This window comes from Caulobacter sp. GW821-FHT10E02 (assembly GCF_059415225.1).
The window spans coordinates 922995-939839 of record NZ_JBWKMV010000001.1; the positions used below are offsets into that span (position 1 = coordinate 922995).

Annotated in this window: 18 protein-coding genes; 7 read left to right on the forward strand and 11 right to left on the reverse strand. The window is 68.9% G+C overall.

Features of this window, described 5'->3' with window-relative positions; translation table 11 throughout:
• Positions 1 to 41 precede the first annotated feature (41 nt).
• The 3 genes from AC07NI_RS04185 to AC07NI_RS04195 all read left to right on the forward strand — a co-directional run bounded on the left by AC07NI_RS04185 (position 42) and on the right by AC07NI_RS04195 (position 3807).
• Entirely contained in the window at positions 42 to 2276 is a 2235-nt protein-coding gene (locus AC07NI_RS04185; protein WP_494616414.1) for a TonB-dependent receptor, read from the forward strand.
• Positions 2276 to 3073, forward strand: coding sequence for a DUF1868 domain-containing protein (locus tag AC07NI_RS04190; RefSeq protein ID WP_494616415.1), 798 nt, complete (start codon positions 2276 to 2278; stop codon positions 3071 to 3073). The genes AC07NI_RS04185 and AC07NI_RS04190 overlap by 1 nt, the downstream gene beginning before the upstream one ends.
• 125 nt (positions 3074 to 3198) lie before the next feature.
• Positions 3199 to 3807, forward strand: coding sequence for a TMEM175 family protein (locus AC07NI_RS04195; RefSeq protein WP_494616416.1), 609 nt, complete (start codon positions 3199 to 3201; stop codon positions 3805 to 3807).
• Here the strand turns inward: AC07NI_RS04195 and AC07NI_RS04200 are convergent.
• Both AC07NI_RS04200 and AC07NI_RS04205 read right to left on the reverse strand, forming a co-directional pair.
• The gene (locus tag AC07NI_RS04200; RefSeq protein WP_494616417.1) at positions 3804 to 4211 is read right to left on the reverse strand and encodes a hypothetical protein; all 408 of its coding nucleotides are present in this window, start codon (positions 4209 to 4211) and stop codon (positions 3804 to 3806) included. The genes AC07NI_RS04195 and AC07NI_RS04200 overlap by 4 nt on opposite strands.
• Positions 4212 to 4385: 174 nt before the next feature.
• Positions 4386 to 4853: a carboxymuconolactone decarboxylase family protein gene (locus tag AC07NI_RS04205; protein WP_494616418.1), complete on the reverse strand. Its 468-nt coding sequence runs from the start codon at positions 4851 to 4853 to the stop codon at positions 4386 to 4388.
• Between the two features lie 304 nt (positions 4854 to 5157).
• Here AC07NI_RS04205 and AC07NI_RS04210 point away from each other — a divergent pair, with 304 nt between their 5' ends.
• Positions 5158 to 5901 carry an SDR family oxidoreductase gene (locus tag AC07NI_RS04210; protein ID WP_494616419.1) on the forward strand — a complete coding sequence of 248 codons (744 nt, stop codon included), beginning with the start codon at positions 5158 to 5160 and terminating at the stop codon, positions 5899 to 5901.
• Between the two features lie 79 nt (positions 5902 to 5980).
• Here AC07NI_RS04210 and AC07NI_RS04215 read toward each other — a convergent pair whose 3' ends face one another.
• The 8 genes from AC07NI_RS04215 to AC07NI_RS04250 all read right to left on the reverse strand — a co-directional run bounded on the left by AC07NI_RS04215 (position 5981) and on the right by AC07NI_RS04250 (position 12264).
• Complete coding sequence (locus tag AC07NI_RS04215; protein WP_494616420.1) at positions 5981 to 6739, reverse strand: SDR family oxidoreductase; 759 nt, start codon at positions 6737 to 6739, stop codon at positions 5981 to 5983.
• Between the two features lie 5 nt (positions 6740 to 6744).
• Positions 6745 to 7557, reverse strand: coding sequence for an SDR family oxidoreductase (locus AC07NI_RS04220; protein WP_494616421.1), 813 nt, complete (start codon positions 7555 to 7557; stop codon positions 6745 to 6747).
• Between the two features lie 94 nt (positions 7558 to 7651).
• A complete protein-coding gene (locus AC07NI_RS04225; protein WP_494616422.1) occupies positions 7652 to 8242 on the reverse strand; it encodes a glutathione binding-like protein in 591 nt (196 codons plus the stop codon).
• A 106-nt stretch (positions 8243 to 8348) separates the two neighbouring features.
• Entirely contained in the window at positions 8349 to 10025 is a 1677-nt protein-coding gene (locus AC07NI_RS04230) for a PAS domain-containing sensor histidine kinase (protein WP_494616424.1), read from the reverse strand.
• Positions 10025 to 10414: a response regulator transcription factor gene (locus AC07NI_RS04235; RefSeq protein WP_494616425.1), complete on the reverse strand. Its 390-nt coding sequence runs from the start codon at positions 10412 to 10414 to the stop codon at positions 10025 to 10027. The genes AC07NI_RS04230 and AC07NI_RS04235 overlap by 1 nt, the downstream gene beginning before the upstream one ends.
• A gap of 83 nt (positions 10415 to 10497) precedes the next feature.
• Positions 10498 to 11190, reverse strand: coding sequence for a response regulator transcription factor (locus AC07NI_RS04240; RefSeq protein ID WP_494616426.1), 693 nt, complete (start codon positions 11188 to 11190; stop codon positions 10498 to 10500).
• On the reverse strand, positions 11183 to 11791 hold the full coding sequence (locus AC07NI_RS04245; protein ID WP_494616427.1) for an RrF2 family transcriptional regulator: 609 nt from the start codon (positions 11789 to 11791) through the stop codon (positions 11183 to 11185). The genes AC07NI_RS04240 and AC07NI_RS04245 overlap by 8 nt, the downstream gene beginning before the upstream one ends.
• A gap of 83 nt (positions 11792 to 11874) precedes the next feature.
• Complete coding sequence (locus AC07NI_RS04250; protein WP_494616428.1) at positions 11875 to 12264, reverse strand: DUF427 domain-containing protein; 390 nt, start codon at positions 12262 to 12264, stop codon at positions 11875 to 11877.
• Positions 12265 to 12670: 406 nt separating this feature from the next.
• On the opposite strand from AC07NI_RS04250, the gene AC07NI_RS04255 reads away from it, so the two are divergent.
• On the forward strand, positions 12671 to 13696 hold the full coding sequence (locus AC07NI_RS04255) for an alpha/beta hydrolase (protein WP_494616430.1): 1026 nt from the start codon (positions 12671 to 12673) through the stop codon (positions 13694 to 13696).
• 42 nt (positions 13697 to 13738) lie between these two features.
• Here AC07NI_RS04255 and AC07NI_RS04260 read toward each other — a convergent pair whose 3' ends face one another.
• Positions 13739 to 14365 carry a response regulator gene (locus AC07NI_RS04260; protein ID WP_494616431.1) on the reverse strand — a complete coding sequence of 209 codons (627 nt, stop codon included), beginning with the start codon at positions 14363 to 14365 and terminating at the stop codon, positions 13739 to 13741.
• Positions 14366 to 14496: 131 nt separating this feature from the next.
• Here AC07NI_RS04260 and AC07NI_RS04265 point away from each other — a divergent pair, with 131 nt between their 5' ends.
• Both AC07NI_RS04265 and AC07NI_RS04270 read left to right on the forward strand, forming a co-directional pair.
• Positions 14497 to 14886 (forward strand): hypothetical protein, encoded by a 390-nt coding sequence (locus AC07NI_RS04265; protein ID WP_494616433.1) that lies wholly within the window; start codon positions 14497 to 14499, stop codon positions 14884 to 14886.
• Positions 14883 to 16844 carry a PAS domain-containing sensor histidine kinase gene (locus tag AC07NI_RS04270; RefSeq protein ID WP_494616434.1) on the forward strand — a complete coding sequence of 654 codons (1962 nt, stop codon included), beginning with the start codon at positions 14883 to 14885 and terminating at the stop codon, positions 16842 to 16844. The genes AC07NI_RS04265 and AC07NI_RS04270 overlap by 4 nt, the downstream gene beginning before the upstream one ends.
• Position 16845: the final 1 nt, after the last annotated feature.

The following is a 16845-nucleotide window of genomic DNA, read 5'->3' on the forward strand; positions in this document are numbered from 1 at the left end:
AGTGAATTTAAGCCGCGCCACGGCGCTTCGGGGATTTCGTCATGCGACTGCGCATCCGCCTTTGTTCGTCCGCCGCTCTCGCCATCGCCCTGACGAGCGTCGCCCTCGACGCCGCCCATGCTCAGGCTGGTGATGCGATCGCCGAGATCATCGTCACCGCGACGCGCCGACCGGAGAAGCTGCAGGACGTGCCGGTGGCGGTCACCGTCGTCGACGGCGAGCGGCTGGCGCGGTCGAACCTCAACACCCTGCGCGACATCGCCACGATCGTGCCGACCCTGAACTTCCGCACCGCGGCCTCGAACAAGGACCAGGCGCTGTTCATCCGCGGCCTGGGCACGGTCTCGACCTCGCCTGGCGTGGAGCCGACCGTCTCGACCGTGGTCGACGGCGTGGTGCTGGCGCGGCAGGGCCAGGCGACGCTGGACCTGCTGGACGTCGATCACATCGAGGTGCTGCGCGGGCCGCAGGGCACGCTGTTCGGCAAGAACGCCTCGGGCGGGGTGGTCAACATCGTCACCAAGGACCCCGGCCAGGAGCTCCACGCCTTTGGCGAGGCCTTCTACGGCACGGGCGGCGATGAGCGGCGGTTCAAGGCAGGCATCTCTGGCCCGATCGTGACCGGCAAGCTGGCCGGGTCGCTGAATCTCTTCACCGGAAAGTACGACGGCAACGTCACCAACGTCTTCAACGGCGAGACCGTCAACGGCTATCAGCGGACCGGCGCGCGCGGCAAGCTGGTCTATACGCCGAACGAGGACCTGACCCTGCGGCTGGTGGCCGACTACATGGCCTCGCGCGACACCGCCCCGACCGGCGTGGTGCGGCGCACCTACCTGACCGCCTATCCGACCGGCGTGGTCACTCAGTTCCCGGCCTTTGCCACCGCCTTGGGGCCGGTCGTGGCCGGCGACGACAACCGCCAGGTCAACAGCAACCTCGACACCCACGCCCGCGACTTCAACAGCGGTGTGTCGCTGCAGGCCGACTGGAGCATCGGCGGCCACACCCTGACCAGCGTCACCGCCTTCCGCCGTTGGGACAACATCCAGTTCCAGGACCAGGACCGCCTGCCGGGCGTGGTCGCCGGCTTCCCGCAGCAGCACGATCGCGGCGACCTGGGCTTCGAGCAGCTGTCGCAGGAGATCCGCCTGGCCTCGCCGAAGGGCGGCCTGATCGAATATGTGGTCGGGGCCTATTTCATGCGGTCGAGCGACGACGAGCTCTATCGCCGCGAGACCACCACCCTGGCCGGGACGACCCGCGCGGTGTTCAATGGCCTGGCGGACTACGGTGTCACCAATAACAACACCTCGCTGTTCGGCGAGGCGACGATCAACGCCTCCGAGCGTCTGCGCCTGATCGCCGGCCTGCGCGGCGTGCGCGACGAACTGAGCTACCGCTTCCAGCGCGTCTCCTCGTCGCCGACGCCGGTCACGGGCATCCAGACCAGCTTCGCCAGCGCCGGCTCGACCGACAAGGACGGCTACGCCGCCCGCCTGGGCGCGCAGTACGATCTGACGGGCTCGAGCATGGCCTATGCCACCTATTCGCGCGGCTACAAGGGCCCGGCCTACAACGTCGCCTTCAGCATGCTGCCGCAGGACACCGGGGTGCTGAAGCCCGAGACCAACGACGCCTACGAGGTGGGCCTGAAGTCGCGGCTGTTCGACGGCCGTCTGCAGGCCAACCTGGCCGGCTTCGTCACTAACTTCTCGAACTATCAGGTCAATTTCTACGACGTCTACAACGGCTCGCCCGTCACCCGCCTGATCAACGCCGGCAAGGTCTCGACGCGCGGGATCGAGGCCGACCTGGCCGCCAAGCCCGTCCGAGGCCTGACCCTGACCGGCGCCGCGGCCTATATCCACGCGCGCATCGACGACTTCAAATGCCCGACCGGGACCGCGGCCTCATGCCAGGTCAACGGCAAGCCGCTGCCGTTCTCGCCGGACTGGAAGCTGAACGCCCGCGCCGACTACCGCCTGCCGCTGGAAGGCGCCTTCGCCGTCGACCTGACGACCGAATACAGCTGGCAGAGCAAGACGCAGTACAGCATCAACCAGACCCCCGACACGGTGCAGGACGCCTACGGAATCTGGAACGCCGGCGTGACCGTCACCGCGCCGGGTGACTGGCGCTTCACCGTGCTGGCCAAGAACCTGGCCAACACTCACTATTCGTCGATGATGTCGACCTTCGGCAGCGGCGTGGTGCGGTTCGTGCCGCGCGATGACCGCCGCTACTTCGGCTTCGACCTGCGCAAGGACTTCTGATGCGGCGGGACGACCTCTTTTCGGAAGGCCGCCGCGCGCTATTGCGAGCGGCGGCGGGCGTGGCGGTGGTCGGGCCGGCGGCGGGGGCGGTCGCCGCCACCCGTCCGGCCTATCCGCCGGACGTGTTCAGCAAGTTCCATCCCGACGGGCGGCCCTATCCGTTCGCCGGCAACACGATCATCTGCCACCTGGACCAGCAGGGCGAGCGGTCGGCGGCGTTCGACGCCTTCCTGGACATCTATCGCGAGGTTCCGACCCTGCCGTTCGCCCGTAAGGTCGGATGGCTGCCGCCGTCCAGCTACCACACCACGATCTTCGGCGGCGCGAACGACCGGCCGCGCCAGAAGTCGAGCTGGCCGGCCGATCTGCCGCTGGACCTGCCACTGGCCGAGTGCAACCGGCTGCTGGGCGAGCGGCTGAAAGGCTTCGCGCTGGACTGCCCGCTGCCGATCCGTCTGAAGGTCGATCTGGATCAGGTTCCGGACCCGGCTCGGCCGCTGACCCTGTTGCTGCTGCCCGTCGACACCGCTGAGGACGCCAAGCTGCGCGACCTGCGCGACCGCTTGTCCCGTCTCCTGGCCATCCGCTCGCCAAACCACGACGCCTATCGGTTCCATGTCTCGCTGGGTTATCCGCTGGCTTGGTTCACGGACGCCGAGGCCAGCGCCTTCCAGGCCGCCTGGCGGCGCTGGACGCACGCGGTGGCCGCCAAGTCGCCGGTGATCGAACTGGGCGCGCCCGAATACTGCCTGTTCGACGACATGTTCGCGTTCCACCGGCAATTCTACCTGCGCTAGCGCCGCGGCATCCAGCTGGACGATGGACCAAGTCCGCTTCGCCCTAGGTCCAACTGGGCCGGTTCATGCCGGCGTTCTACCTCTTCGCCAGGACGCCGGCGCAACCGGCCTTATGGGCGAGCATCATGACCGGACGGATTGCGAAGACGCGGCTGGAGGCGTTCAGCGATGGCGTGATCGCCATCATCATCACCATCATGGTGCTGGAGCTGCGGCCGCCGCAGGGCGCGGATCTGGCGGCGCTGAAGCCGCTGCTGCCGACCTTCCTCGGCTACGGGCTGAGCTTCGTCTATGTCGGCATCTACTGGAACAGCCACCACCATCTGTTGCGCGCCGTCGGCGGCATCTGCGCCTCGGTGATGTGGGCCAACCACCACCTGCTGTTCTGGCTGTCGATGATCCCGTTCGCGACGGCCTGGATGGAGAAGAGCCACTTCGCGCACGGGCCGGTCGCGGTCTACGGGCTGGTGCTGCTGGCCACGGGTTTCGCGTTCAGGACGCTCACCAGTTGCCTGGTGCGCCATGAGGGACGGGAGTCCGCGTTCGCCACGGCGCTGAACGGGGACCGGGCCACGGATCTGTCGCTGGCCGTCTATGCGGCGGGCGTGGTCATCGCCTTCTTCGCGCCGCCGGTGTCGCTGGCGCTCTATGCCGGGGTCGCGGCGATCTGGCTGCTGCCCGACCGCCGCGTCGTTCACTTGGCCGACGGCGTGCGCCACGGCCAGGAGCGTTAGGCGCGGTTAGCGCGCGCCTGGCCGGCCGCCCACAGGGTGATGCACCAGCCGAGGATCGCCGGCAGGGTGACGGCCGGGAAATCGCGCGGCAGGACCGAGACCGAGCAGATGCCGACCGCCACTTCCCAGAAGTGGAACAGGGCGTGGCCCGACAACCAGATGGTCGGCGCGCCCCAGAAGAACAGCCGCAGATCCGGCCGTGCGACGCCGACCAGGAAGGCCGCGCCGATCAGTTCGAAGATCAGGCCGATGTCGCGGATGAAGTGCTGGTTGAATGGCCCGGTGGTCGTGACGCCAGGCACGGCGAAGTACCAGCCCTCGGGCGAGATCAGCATGAACAGGCCGTTGGCGACGGCGGCGACGCCCAGCACGGCGGCCAGGCTGAGGGAGATCGTCTTCAGCATTGGATTTCCTCGGGTTTTGGGTCGACGCGAACGGGAAGGGCCACGCTTCGGCTAGCGACCGGAGCGTGGCCCAGGAGGACGTCGGGTCCCGCGATAAAGGACCGTCAGTCCCGGCGCGCCGAACATGCGGGGGAGGGGATTCGGCGCGTCTCAGGCCGGCGACGGCCTGATGGCTTAGGCCGCGGCGGTCGCCGGCTGGGCCGGGTGCGAGGCGCGGGCGGCGATCTGCAGGCGGTTCCAGAGATTGATCTGGCCGACGATGATCGTCAGGGCCGCGATCTCGGTCTCGCTGAACTGGCTCTTGACCAGCTCATAGTCGGCGTCCGAGGCGTGGGTCTTGGCGATGCGGGTCAGCGACTCCGTCCAGGCCAGGGCGGCGCGCTCGCGGTCGGTGTAGAGCGGGGACTCGCGCCAGGCGTCCAGCATCTGGATGCGCAGGTCGGTCTCGCCGTGCTGGCGGGCGTCCTGGACGTGCATGTAGATGCAGACGGCGCAGCCGTTGATCTGCGAGGCGCGCAGGCGGACCAGTTCGCCCAGGCTGTGCTCGATGCCGCTGTCGTTCAGGGCGGTCTCGACGGCGAGCAGGGCCTTGGTGACGTCCGGGACGAGCTTGAAGGGGGCGAAGCGCGGGGTCAGGGTCATCGTCGTTTCCTCTGTGACGGTGAAGATGACGCAACAGTGCTCGGCGAGGCGGGATGCGGGCCATCGTGCGCCTAGCGCGCGGGTCTACGCCCTTGGCCGGTGGCAGGCCGACGCCTCCTTATCCCGCTAGGCGGTCAAGCTATCCGAAGGGCTAGGCCTGGTTCAGGTCGCCGCCATATCGCCACGTCCTTCGCAGGTCCCGCGTCCATCCAGGAGAGGGGCTGGGACGTCCTTCGCACCGGCGCCCTCTCGCGCGCGCAACGTCCATGCTGGTGGCTCATCAAATGAACCGAGGAGAGCTGCCGTGAAGATCGTCGTCATCGGAGGAACCGGGCTGATCGGTTCGAGCGTGGTCGCCAACCTGACCCGTCTGGGCCATCAGGCCATCGCCGCCGCGCCCAACACCGGCGTCAACACCCTGACCGGCGAGGGTCTGGCCGAGGTCCTGACCGGCGCCGACATCGTCGTCGACGTCGCCAACTCGCCGAAGTTCGACGCCGCCCCGGCGCTGGACTTCTTCATCACCTCGGGCCGCAACCTGCTGGCGGCCGCCGAGAAGGCCGGCGTGAAGCACCATGTCGCCCTGTCGGTGGTCGGGACCGAGCGGCTGCAGGACAGCGGCTACTTCCGGGCCAAGATCGCCCAGGAGGCGCTGATCCGCGCCTCATCGATCCCGCACTCGATCCTGCGTTCGACCCAGTTCTTCCCGTTCGTGACCGGGATCATCCAGGCCGGGACGGTGGGCGAGGAGATCCACGTCTCGCCCGCGCAGGTGCAACCGATCGCTGCCCCGGACGTCGCCGCCGCCCTGACCGACGTGGTGCTGGGCGCGCCGATCAACGGCCTGATCGAGGTTGGCGGACCGCAGGCCTTCGGTCTCGACAAGTTCGTCGCTCGCTACCTCGAAGCCAAGGGTGACGGCCGCACGGTCGTCTCGGACCACAAGGCGCTCTATTTCGGCGTCGAGCTGGAGGACCGTTCGCTGCTGCCGGGTGAGGATCACATCCACGGCCTGACGACGTTCGAGGATTGGTTGGCCAGCGCCTGACACTCGGCTTCAGGCGTCAAAAGAAAAAGCGGGCGGTCCAGAAGGGCCGCCCGCTTCGTTTGTGGAGATCGCTCGGGGTCTAGGCCGGAGCCAGGGCCGCGCGCCGCAGCCACTGATCGAACTCGGTGTGGCCGAAGCGCGGGGTGGCCCCGGCGATCAGAGTCTGGTCGTCGAGCGGGGCCCCGAAATAGAGCGCCGCCGGATCGGCCACGACGGGGCGCGCGTCGCGCCGAGCTTCCAGGAACCGCCGGACCAGGTCGTCCAGCTTGAACGGGTCGGGGCCGGCGACCTCGATGGTGTCGTTGGCCGGCGCGCGGGCGGCGATGTCGGCCAGGGCCGCGGCGACGTCGTCGGCGGCGATGAACTGCACACGGGCCGGGGCAAGGCGCACCACTTCGCCGTCCAGGCTGTCCTTCACGACCGCGTCGAGGAACTCGAAGAACTGCGTCGAGCGTAGGATCGAGAACGGAACGCCGCCGGCTCGGACCAGGGTTTCCTGGGCCAGCTTGGCGCGGAAATAGCCGCTGTCTTGAAGGCGTTCGCAGCCGACGATCGACAGGGCCAGATAGTGCTTCACGCCCTCGGCCGCGGCGGCTTCCAGGATGTTGCGGCTGGAGGTCTCGAAGAAGGCCATGGCCGGCGCGTCGTCGAACGACGGCGCGTTGAGGACGTCGATCACGACCTCGGCTCCGACCATGATCTCGTCCAGGCCCTGACGAGTGATGACGTCGACCCCGGCGGCGCGGGCGGCGATGCGGACCTCGTGGCCCTGACGGCGGAGGATGTCGGCGAGCTTGGCGCCGACGACGCCGGTTCCCCCGGCGATGACGATCTTCATGGTGTTCACCCCTGCCTGCGGTTGGTGTGACGAGTGTTCGGCGCGGCCTGCAGGCTGGCGGCCAGCCAGTCGTGGAAGCGGGTGGCGGCGAGGCGCGGGCTGGCGCCGGGCAGCAGGGACTCGTCATCGAGGCGCGCGCCGAAATAGGGCGCGTCGGGATCGGCCATGACCCGGCGGGGATCCTCGAAGGCGGTCAGCACCTCTGTGGCCAGTTCGTCGAGCCGGAAACGCTCGGGGCCGGCGACCTCGACCATGCCGTTCAGGGCTGGGCTCAGCGCCAGGTCGGCCAGGGTCTCGGCCAGGTCCTCGGCGGCGATAGGCTGCACGCGGGCTGGTGAGATGACCACGTCGTGGGTCGTGCCGTCCTGGACGACGCCGCTGATGAACTCGAAGAACTGGGTCGAGCGCAGGATGCTGTAGGGCAGGCCGGACGCCTTGATCAGGTCTTCCTGCAGCTTCTTGGCCTGGAAGTAGCCGCTGGCCTGCAAGCGGTCGGTGCCGACGATCGACAGGGCCACGTGATGGCGCACGCCGGCGGCCTTGGCGGCGGCCAGCAGGTTGCGGCCGGAGGTCTCGAAGAAGGCCAGGGCCGAAGGACCGTCGAGGCCCGGCGACTGGGTGACGTCGACGGTGACCGTCGCGCCCTCCAGGGCGTGATCCAGCCCCTCGCGGGTGATGGTGTTGACCCCGAACGTGGGCGAGGCCTCGAGGACGCGATAATCGTCCTGCCGAAGATTGTAGACGAGCTTCTCTCCGATCCGCCCGCTGCCGCCGACCACCACGATCTTCATCTCGAAACCCTCCATCTGACGGCCCATCGGCCTGTCAGAAGGCTAGGGCGCGGAGCGGGATGGGGTCGATTGGATGAAAGGGCGTGCGGGACCTATACCGGCGCATAGGTCCCGTAGGCGGTCAGACCTCCAGGCCTTCGCTGGCCAGGGCCGCCTGAACCGTGGGGCGGGCCTTCATCCGCTCGTAGTAGGCGGCCAGCGGCGGCGGCAGGACGACGCCGTTGGGCTTGGCCCAGGTCATGATCACGAACAGGTACGGATCGGCCACGGTCAGCTTCGGGCCCAGCAGGAAGTCGTCGGTCAGGCTGGCGGCCAGGTATTCCAGGCGCAGGCCGGCCAGGGCGCGGGCCTTCTCCTTCTCCTCTTCGGTGACGTCCGGGATGAAGAAGGTATGGAAGCTCTTGTGGACCTCGGTGGAGATGTAGGCCAGCGACTCCAGCAGGCGGAACCAGCCCAACGGGCCTTCGGGACGCAGGGACGGCGACTGCTCGGCGACCCACGACAGGATGGCGATGTTCTCGGTGATCATCTCGCCGCCGTCCAGCACCAGGGCCGGGACGTAGCCCTTGGGGTTGATGGCCGCGTAGTCGGCGCCGGTCTCGGTGATCCGGGTGTGCAGCTGGACCCGCTCGAAGTCGCAGGGGATGCCGGCCTCGGCCAGGGCGATCTTGTCGGCGAGGCTGCAGGCGCCGATGGCGTAGTAGAGTTTCATGGTGTCGATCTCCCGGCCGCTATTGGCCTGGCGACGCTAGGCCGGGGCTGGGTTTGGGGCGATCGGACCAAAGGGGCAGGGCGCCCCATACCGGCGTACAGGTCGCCTAGGCCTTCGTCGCGACCGGGACCGTGACGCGGAAGATCGCGCCGCCGTCGGGATGGTTGGCGGCGGTGATCCGACCGCCGTGGGAGCCGACGATCGACTGGCAGATGGCCAGGCCGATGCCCATGCCGCCTTCCTTGGTGCTGAAGAAGCCCTCGAACACGCGGTCGAGGTCGGCGGGCGGCACGCCGGGGCCGGTGTCGCGGACCGTCAGCTCCACCATGTCCGGTCCGTCGAGGGCGGTGACCATGCAGATTTCGCGGTGATCGCGCTCGGTCTCGCGCATGGCCTGCATGGCGTTGACCAGCAGGTTGACCACCACCTGCTGCAGCTGGACCCGGTCGCCCAGGATCGGCGGCAGGTCCTCGCCGGGCGTCAGGGTCATCTTGACCGACTTGTCCTGGCTGTCGTGACGGACGAACAGCAGGGCCTGGCGGACGACCTCGTTGAGGTCGAGCCGGGTGCGGACGGGCTCGCGCTTGCGGGCCGCATCCTGGATGCGCCCGATGATGTCGCTGGCCCGCCGGGCGCTGGCGCTGATCCGCTCTGTCAACTGCTGGACCTTGGGAAGGTTGGGCTCGTCACGCGCCAGCCAGCGCTGGCTGGTCTCGGCATTGGTCAGGATCGCCGACAGCGGCTGGCGGACCTCATGGGCGATCGAGGCGGTCAGCTCGCCCAGGGTCGACAGCCGCGCGGCGCGGTGGAAGTCGTTCTCGACCTGCCGCAGCTTGGCCTCGGCCTGCAGGCGGGCGGTGTGGTCGACCATCATCATCAGGATGGTGTCGTGCCGCTCGCCCGACACCGGGAAGGTCATCAGCAGCGACACGTCCAGCATCCGGCCATCGAGCGTGAGGATCTGGAAGTCCTCGACATAGTTCCGGATCCCCTGGAAGTGGGCGATGGTCACGCGGCGCGCCGAGCCGGGCGTGCCGGCGAACACGAACGGGATCGGGCCGATCAGCTCGGTGCGATCCTTCGCCCCGAACAGGGCCACGGCCTCCTTGTTGGCGTCGGTGACCAGGACGATGTCGCAGGCGATCTCGACCAGCTCGGGATGGTCGCGGGTATAGGCGGCGATGTCGGTGATGCCGTTGGCCCGCAGGCGCTCGAACATCCGCGCCGCCGCCCGCGCGTCGACCTGCAGCAGCGGCAGCGGCAGGGACGAGATCATGTTGCGGTAGCGGTCCTGGCTGGCCTCCAGTTCCAGCAGGGCGCTGGACGGGTTCAGGGTGCCGCTCAGCCGGACGAAGACGATGTCGGGGCAACGTGGATCGGCCGCCCGCCAGCCGGTCATGACCACGTCGACCAAGGGGCCCAGCACGCCGATCTCGCGGGTCTCGACTGCGTCCAGCCCGCCATTGGCCAACGCCCGCAGCAGGTCGGCCAGCACCGAGCGGCTCTGCTCGGGCCAGAGGATGGCGATGGGACGGGCCATCAGGCGCTCGCGGTCGCCGGTCAGGCCGAACAGTCGGATGGCCTCCTCGTTGACGTCGCGCACCCGCACCGCGGCCAGCGCCCGGTCCAGCTGGTCCTGGCGCCATTCGGGCAGGGCGGCCGGGTCGCTCTGGTCGCTGCGCTGGAGCAGGGCGTGGGCCCCGGAGACGTCCAGCTGCCAGCAGGCGTCGCGGGCCAGACGGCGGTGGACGGAAAGCTCGAAAGGGTCCGCGTCGCTGGGCATCAGCCCGCCGTCGGCGGCGGGAACCGGCTCAGCGCCGCGTCCAGGTGCCGGAACAGGACCTGGTCGTTGATGGGCTTGGTCAGGTAGGCCAGGGCCCCCGAGGCCAGGGCTCGGGCCCGGATGGCGGGATCGGACTGGGCCGAGATGACGATCACCGGCAGCCGTGGATCGACCAGCCGCATGTGCTGTTGCAACTGCTGACCGTTCATGCCCGGCAGGTTCAGATCGGTGACCAGGCCCGAGAAGCGCCCGTGGGCGTAGTCGGCCAGGAAGGCGTCGGCGTCCGCGAAAGTCATGCAGTCAAAGCCCGAGACTTCAAGCAGTTCTGCCAAGGCTTGGCGTAACGCCTCATCGTCATCGACAATCGCGAAGAGAGGCGCTGGAGACAAGTTTTCGGCCCTTACGCGGCGGGACTAGGTCGCGGTTTCCATTCATCGGCGTAATCCGCGTCCGCTCCTACCTATACGAAAGTCTAGCCGGGCTGGTCCTCGCGAACATTGTCGGGCAGCGACTGCCAGGCGCGGACCAGATGGGTCACGAACGGGGCGCGCATCTTCTTCATCACGCTGCTGCGGTGCAGCTTCACCGTGACCTCGGTGATGCCGAGCTCGTAGGCGATCTGCTTGTTCAGGGCGCCTTGCACCACGGCCCGCATCACCTGGCGCTCGCGCGGGGTCAGGGTCAGGAACAGCGTCGTGTTCTCGCGGGCGGTATTGGCGTCGCCGCGCTTGGCCAGATCGGCGGCGATGGCGCGGTTGACGGCGTCCAGCAGGGTCTGGTCGCGCGCGGGCTTGGTCAGGAACTCGACGGCCCCGGCCTTCATCGCCTGCACCGTCATCGGGATGTCGCCGTGGCCGGTCAGGAAGATGATCGAGGTCACGATGCCGTTGGCGGCCAGGTAGTTCTGGAAGTCCAGGCCGCTGAGGCCCGGCATCCGCACGTCCAGGATCATGCAGCCCGGCCGGTGCAGCACGTCGGCTTCGAGCAATTCGCGGGCGGAGGCGAAGCAGACGGCCTCGATGCCGACCGACTCCAGCAGCTCGCAGATCGACAGGCGAATGGCGTCGTCGTCATCGACGACGATGACCAGCGGCGTCAGGCCGACGACGGGCGTCGCGGCATCGGGGACGCGCCGGCTTTGCGCGTGCGGGACGAGTTCAGGCATCGGACGACCTCCTTCGCGCTCCGGCCCTCATGGCCGTGATCCGTGATTGCTCTCGAACCTCGACCCGATCGTCCAGCCAGCGGCCGGGTTCGGGGACGAAGTCCGCCGGGGCGGGAATGCCCTGGACGATGTCCAGCAGGCTGGTGCGTCCCATCTCGTCGCGCATGCTTTTCTGGGCGCGCAGCATGACCGCGTGGATGCCGCAGACGCGGCGGGTGGCCCAGTCCGGCGGCGCGCCGTCGAACAGCGCGCAGTTGCGGCGGACCTCGCGGCACTCGAACAGGGGCTTTCGGCCATCGACCGCGTCGGCGACGTCCAGCATTGAGATGTCCTGGGGCGGACGGGCCAGGCTGTAGCCGCCGTGGACGCCGCCCGAGGCGGTGACGATCCCGCCCTTTTCCAGCTTGGTCATGATCTTGGCCGCCATGGCGACCGGCACGCCTTGCAACTCGGCGAGATCGCGGCTGCTGGCGGGCCTGTCGCGCCCCACCAGCCAGGTCAGGCAGTGCATGCCGTATTCCAGCGCTGCGCCGTACAGGCCAGCGCCCGCGCGGGCAGGCGCCCGTTTCCGCGAACGGGGATCGGTCGGAGTGAGGTTCATAACACGGCCCTTTGTAGTCCGCGTTATAGGCTCCGCGCCGATCCCCGCCAATACCCCATTCGGGTATGTTGACCGCCCGACGTTCAGCCCGGCTCGAGGCCGTCCTCTTCGTCCTCGGTGTCGGCCGACGAGTGGCCGGCGACCTGGAATTCGACATGGGCGGGGTTGAAGGCGATGCGGCCGGCCAGGGCCGCGTAGGCGGGCTCGGGCGCCTCGTAGGTCCAGGCCACGTTCTCGACGATGTGCTGGTCGCGCAGGATGGTGAAGTAGTGCGCCTCGCCCTTGTCCGGGTTGTGGGTGACCTTGGTCGTCTGGTTCAGGAACATCATGAAGACGTCCTTGCGCGGGAAGTAGTAGGCGGGCGGATGACCCTCCTGATGCAGCACGACCGCGTCGCGGCTGTCGGCGAGGTCGTGGCCCTCGAACAGGGCGCGCGCGGCCACGCCCTCCTGGATGGTGTCGGAAATGCTCATCGGGATCCCTCCGGTCCTGGTCTGGCGCGAACGCCTTGAGTTGAGCCGGACAGGTGAAGCGCTCGCCTACCGTTTCGTTGGTCGCAGAATGAAATCGGAAAAAATCCTGCGTTCGCCATCGCTGTCGCGTCCGATTGACACGGCTCGATCGGAGTGTCGCGAACGCGGCCACACGCCGAAACTATGCGCTGGACGGGGCGGGCGGGGCGCGTGGGGCTAGGGTCCCTAGACCAAGGGATAGGTCCGCGGAGGGAAGCTCCGTCGGCCCCGGGCAAATGACGGTCTCGTCCTTCAAACCAAGCGCTCGCGGCCAAGCCGGGGAGGGCGGCGGCGGCCCTTAGTGCCCGACGCAACCCAGGCGCGGCGCTCCCGGATGGACGCCTCCGCCGCCAGCAAGAGAAGTCCCATGTCCATGACCTCGACCGTCGCCGCCGCCGCCACGCTGGCGGCCGTCGCCCTGACCGGATCCGCCAACGCCCAGGCCGCGCGCCCGGTGCTCGAACCCGCCGCCCAGGCCTTTGCAGACGCCGCGGCCACCGGCAAGCCGATCTACCAGATGACTCCGACCGAGGCCCGCGCGGCCCTGTCGGGCGCCCAGAACGTGCCGGTGACCAAGCTGCCGGTGTCGATCGAGGAGGAGACGTTCCCGGTCGGCCAGTACGGCAAGGTCCGTGTGCTGATCTATCGGCCGCAGGGCGCGACCGGCAAGCTGCCGATCATCGTCCACATCCATGGCGGCGGCTGGGTGCTGGGCGGTCCCGACACCCATGACCGCATGACCCGCGAGATCGCCGTCGGCGCCAAGGCCGCGGTGCTGTTCGTCGACTACGACCGCTCGCCCGAGGCCCAGTACCCGGTCGCCATCGAGCAGGCCTATGCGGCGATCGAGCACTTCACCGCCCACGCCAAGGAGTTCAATGTCGACCCCAGCCGCATCGCCATCGTCGGCGACAGCGTCGGCGGCAACATGGCCGCGGCCGTGACCCTGATGGCCAAGGAACGCAAGGGTCCGAAGTTCGCCCTGCAGGTGCTGTTCTACCCGGTCACCGACGCCAATTTCGAGACCGGCTCGTACAACCAGTTCGCCGAAGGCCCGTGGCTGACCAAGAAGGCCATGCAGTGGTTCTGGGACGCCTATGCGCCCAAGGCCGAGACCCGCAAGGAGATCACCGCCGCGCCGCTGCAGGCCAGCCTGGAGCAGCTGAAGGGCCTGCCCGAGGCGCTGGTCATCGTCGACGAGAACGACGTCCTGCGTGACGAGGGCGAGGCCTATGCCCGCAAGCTGACCCAGGCCGGGGTGCGAGTGACCTCGGCCCGCTACAACGGCGCGATCCACGACTTCGTCATGCTGAACGCGGTGGCCGACACCGCCGCCACGCGCGCGGCGATCCTGCAGGCCAATACGGCGCTGCACACGGCGCTCTACAAGTAGGACGCGGGAGCGGGGGCGGCGTCCGCGCCGTCCCCGTCTTGCCTAGAGGTCGATGACGCCGCGCCGCACGGCGACCGTGACCGCGTGGGTGCGATCGTTGACCTCCAGCTTCTCGAAGATGTTACGCAAATAGCCTTTGACGGTCTCGTCCGAGATCCCCAGCGCGCGGGCGATCTCCTTGTTGGCCTGGCCCTCGGCGATCCGCTTCAGCACGACGATCTCGCGCTCGCTGAGATCCTGATCGACCACATGCAGGGCGATCTCGCTGGCGACCTCGGGATGCAGGTGGCGCTTGCCATGGTGGACGTCGCGGATGGCCTGCACCATCTCGGTGCGGAGGCTGCTCTTGAGCAGGAAGCCCCGGGCCCCGGCCTTCAGCGCGCGCACCGCCTGGACGTCGCCGGCATAGGTAGTCAGCACCAGGATCCGCGCCTCGGGGAACTCGGCCCGGATCGCCGCGATCGCCGCCAGGCCGTTCATGCCTGACATCTGCAGGTCCATCAGCGTGACGTCCGGGCGCAGTTCTCGGAAGCGGGCGATGGCGGCCTCGCCGTCGCCGGCCTCGCCGACCATCTGCATGTCGGCGTGGTTCTCCAGGATCGCGGCCACGCCTTCGCGCAGGACCGGATGGTCATCGACGACCAGGATGCGAATGGGGCCTTCGGGCAAGCGATCGGTCTCCGCGCTTGGCGACTTCGATAGCCCGGCCGGCGGACGTCGGAAAGGGGCGCGAATGGGGGGCGTCCGCCACCCCCGGTCCGTGTACGGGCTCTGATCGCGCGCGGCGCTAGCCTGCCGCCATGTCGAAATTCCAAGCCCGATACCCCGATGGCGCGGCCGGCGTGGCTCTGCTGGGACTACGCATCGCCCAGGCCCTCACCGGCGTGGCCATTGCCGCCGGCCTCCCGGCCTGGGCGACGCATCTGGCTTGGCCCGGGGGCCTGGCCGTGATCGCCGCCGGTCTGCTGCTGGTCGGGTTCGGGGTCCGGCCGGCGGCGGTGGTGCTGACCTTGCTGAGCCTGGCGGCGGCGCTGTGCTGGCAGGGCGCGGCGCAAGGGCTGGTGCTGGGACATGCCGGCTCGGGCCTCTGCCTGGCGCTTCTGGGCGGCGGCGCCTATTCGCTGGACGCCAGGTTGTTCGGACGCCGGGTGATCGACCTGGCGACCCGCCGCGACGAGAAGCGGTCATGACGGTGCTCTTCCGCGCCCTGGGTCGCGACGAATGCGACGACCTCGTCGACCTGGCCGCCGAGGCCGTCGTCGTCTGCGATCCCGAAGGGCTGATCCGCTATTGGAACCCGGCGGCCGAGCGCCTCTACGGCTGGCCGGCCATGGCGGTGGTCGGGCTTCCGCTCGGCGACCTGGCCGGCGACCCGCTGCTGCATGACGAGGAATGGGCGCTGCTGATCCGCGAAGGCTTCTGGGAGGGCGAAGTTCGCCGCCGCTGCGCCGCCGGCCCTGCCGTCGCCGTTCGTGTCCGCAGAACCCTGCGCCGCAACGCCGATGGCTCGCCGCGCGACGCGGTGGAGTACGGCCAGGCAGCGCGTCCTCGCGTGGATCTCGACCGCCACGCAGAGCTGCGCCGCACGGTCGCCGCCTGCTGGGAGTTGGACGCCGCCGCCGTCAAAGGCTTGTCCGGTCGCGCCCTGCTGGAGACCTGCCGGATCATGGACGCCAACGCCCGGACGGTCCGGCTGTTCGGCGTCTCGGCCGACCGCGAGCAGATGATCGGTCGGCCGATCGCCGACTTCTGGCCGGCCGAGAGCCGTGACGACATCGCCGACCTGTTGGCCCAGGCCTTGGGACGCCCAATCGGCGCGCCCCTCACGCGGGTGCTGGGTCCCCATGGCCTGCTGGCCGGAGCCACGGCGACGGCCTGGCGGTCCGCCGAACCGGGACGCACCGACGTGCTCTTCCTGGCGGTCAATGGCGCGGTCAGCGACGACCGCTCGGCCTGGGAGCTGCAGGCCAGCGAAGACCGCTATCGCAAGCTGATCCACTTCACGCCCACGCCGCTGCTCTATGTCGACGCGCGGCGGTCGGGCGACGAACTGGAGCGTCTGCGCAGCCAGGGTGTCACCGACATCGCCGCCTATCTCGACGCCAATCCCGACCTCGTGGCGCTGGCCGAAGAGATCGTGGTGGTCACCGAGGTCAACCAGGCGGCGGTGTCGTTGTTCGGGGCCCGCAATTCGGCCGAGTTGATCCAGTCGGTCCGCTACCTGTTCTCGGCCACGCCGGGCATGGCCAACCGCGTGATGGTCGCCCATTTCGAAGGCCGCCGGAACTATGTCGAGAAGGCCAAGATGGCCACCTTCGATGGCCGCGTGCTGGATGTCGTGTTCTCGGTGACCTATCCGGCTCCGCCCGAATATCTGGACACCACCTTCATCACCGTCGAAGACATCAGCGAGCGGCTGCGGACCGAGGTCGAGCTGCGCCGCCTGCAGGCCAATTTCGCCCACGCCGCGCGGCTGTCGACCCTGGGCGAGCTGGCCGCTTCGATCGCCCACGAGGTCAACCAGCCGCTAGCGGCCATCGCCGCCAATGCCGACGCCAGCCTGCGCTGGCTGGCCCAGGGCGAACCGAACCTGACCAAGGTCCGGCTGCTGACCGAGCGCATCAGCGCCAGCGCCCGCCGGGCCAGCGAGATCATCCAGCGCATCCGCGGCATGGCCATGCGACGCGAGCCGCAACAGGCGCGGCTGGACCTGCGGGAGACGATCGAAGAGGCCCTGGTGATCGTGCGTCATGATGTCGAGGCCAAGTCTATCGCGCTGGACCTGGCGCTGGATCAGACCTTGCCACCGATCGCCGGCGACCGCGTCCAGTTGCAGCAGGTGATCGTCAACCTGCTGGTCAACAGCATCCAGGCCATCGATCACGGCGACGGGCGACGCCAGATCCGCCTCGGGGCCAAGGCCGTGGCCGAGGGCGTCAGCATCTGGATTCACGACAGCGGACCGGGCATCGCCCCGGCGCATCTGGCCAGCGTCTTCGACGGGTTCTTCACCACCAAGGACAGCGGTATCGGCATCGGCCTGGCCATCTGCCAGTCGATCATCACCGAGCACGGCGGCGAGATCTCCGCCGCCAATCATCCGGACGGCGGCGCGTTGTTCCGGATCGTCCTGCCGGCGCTGGCCTGAG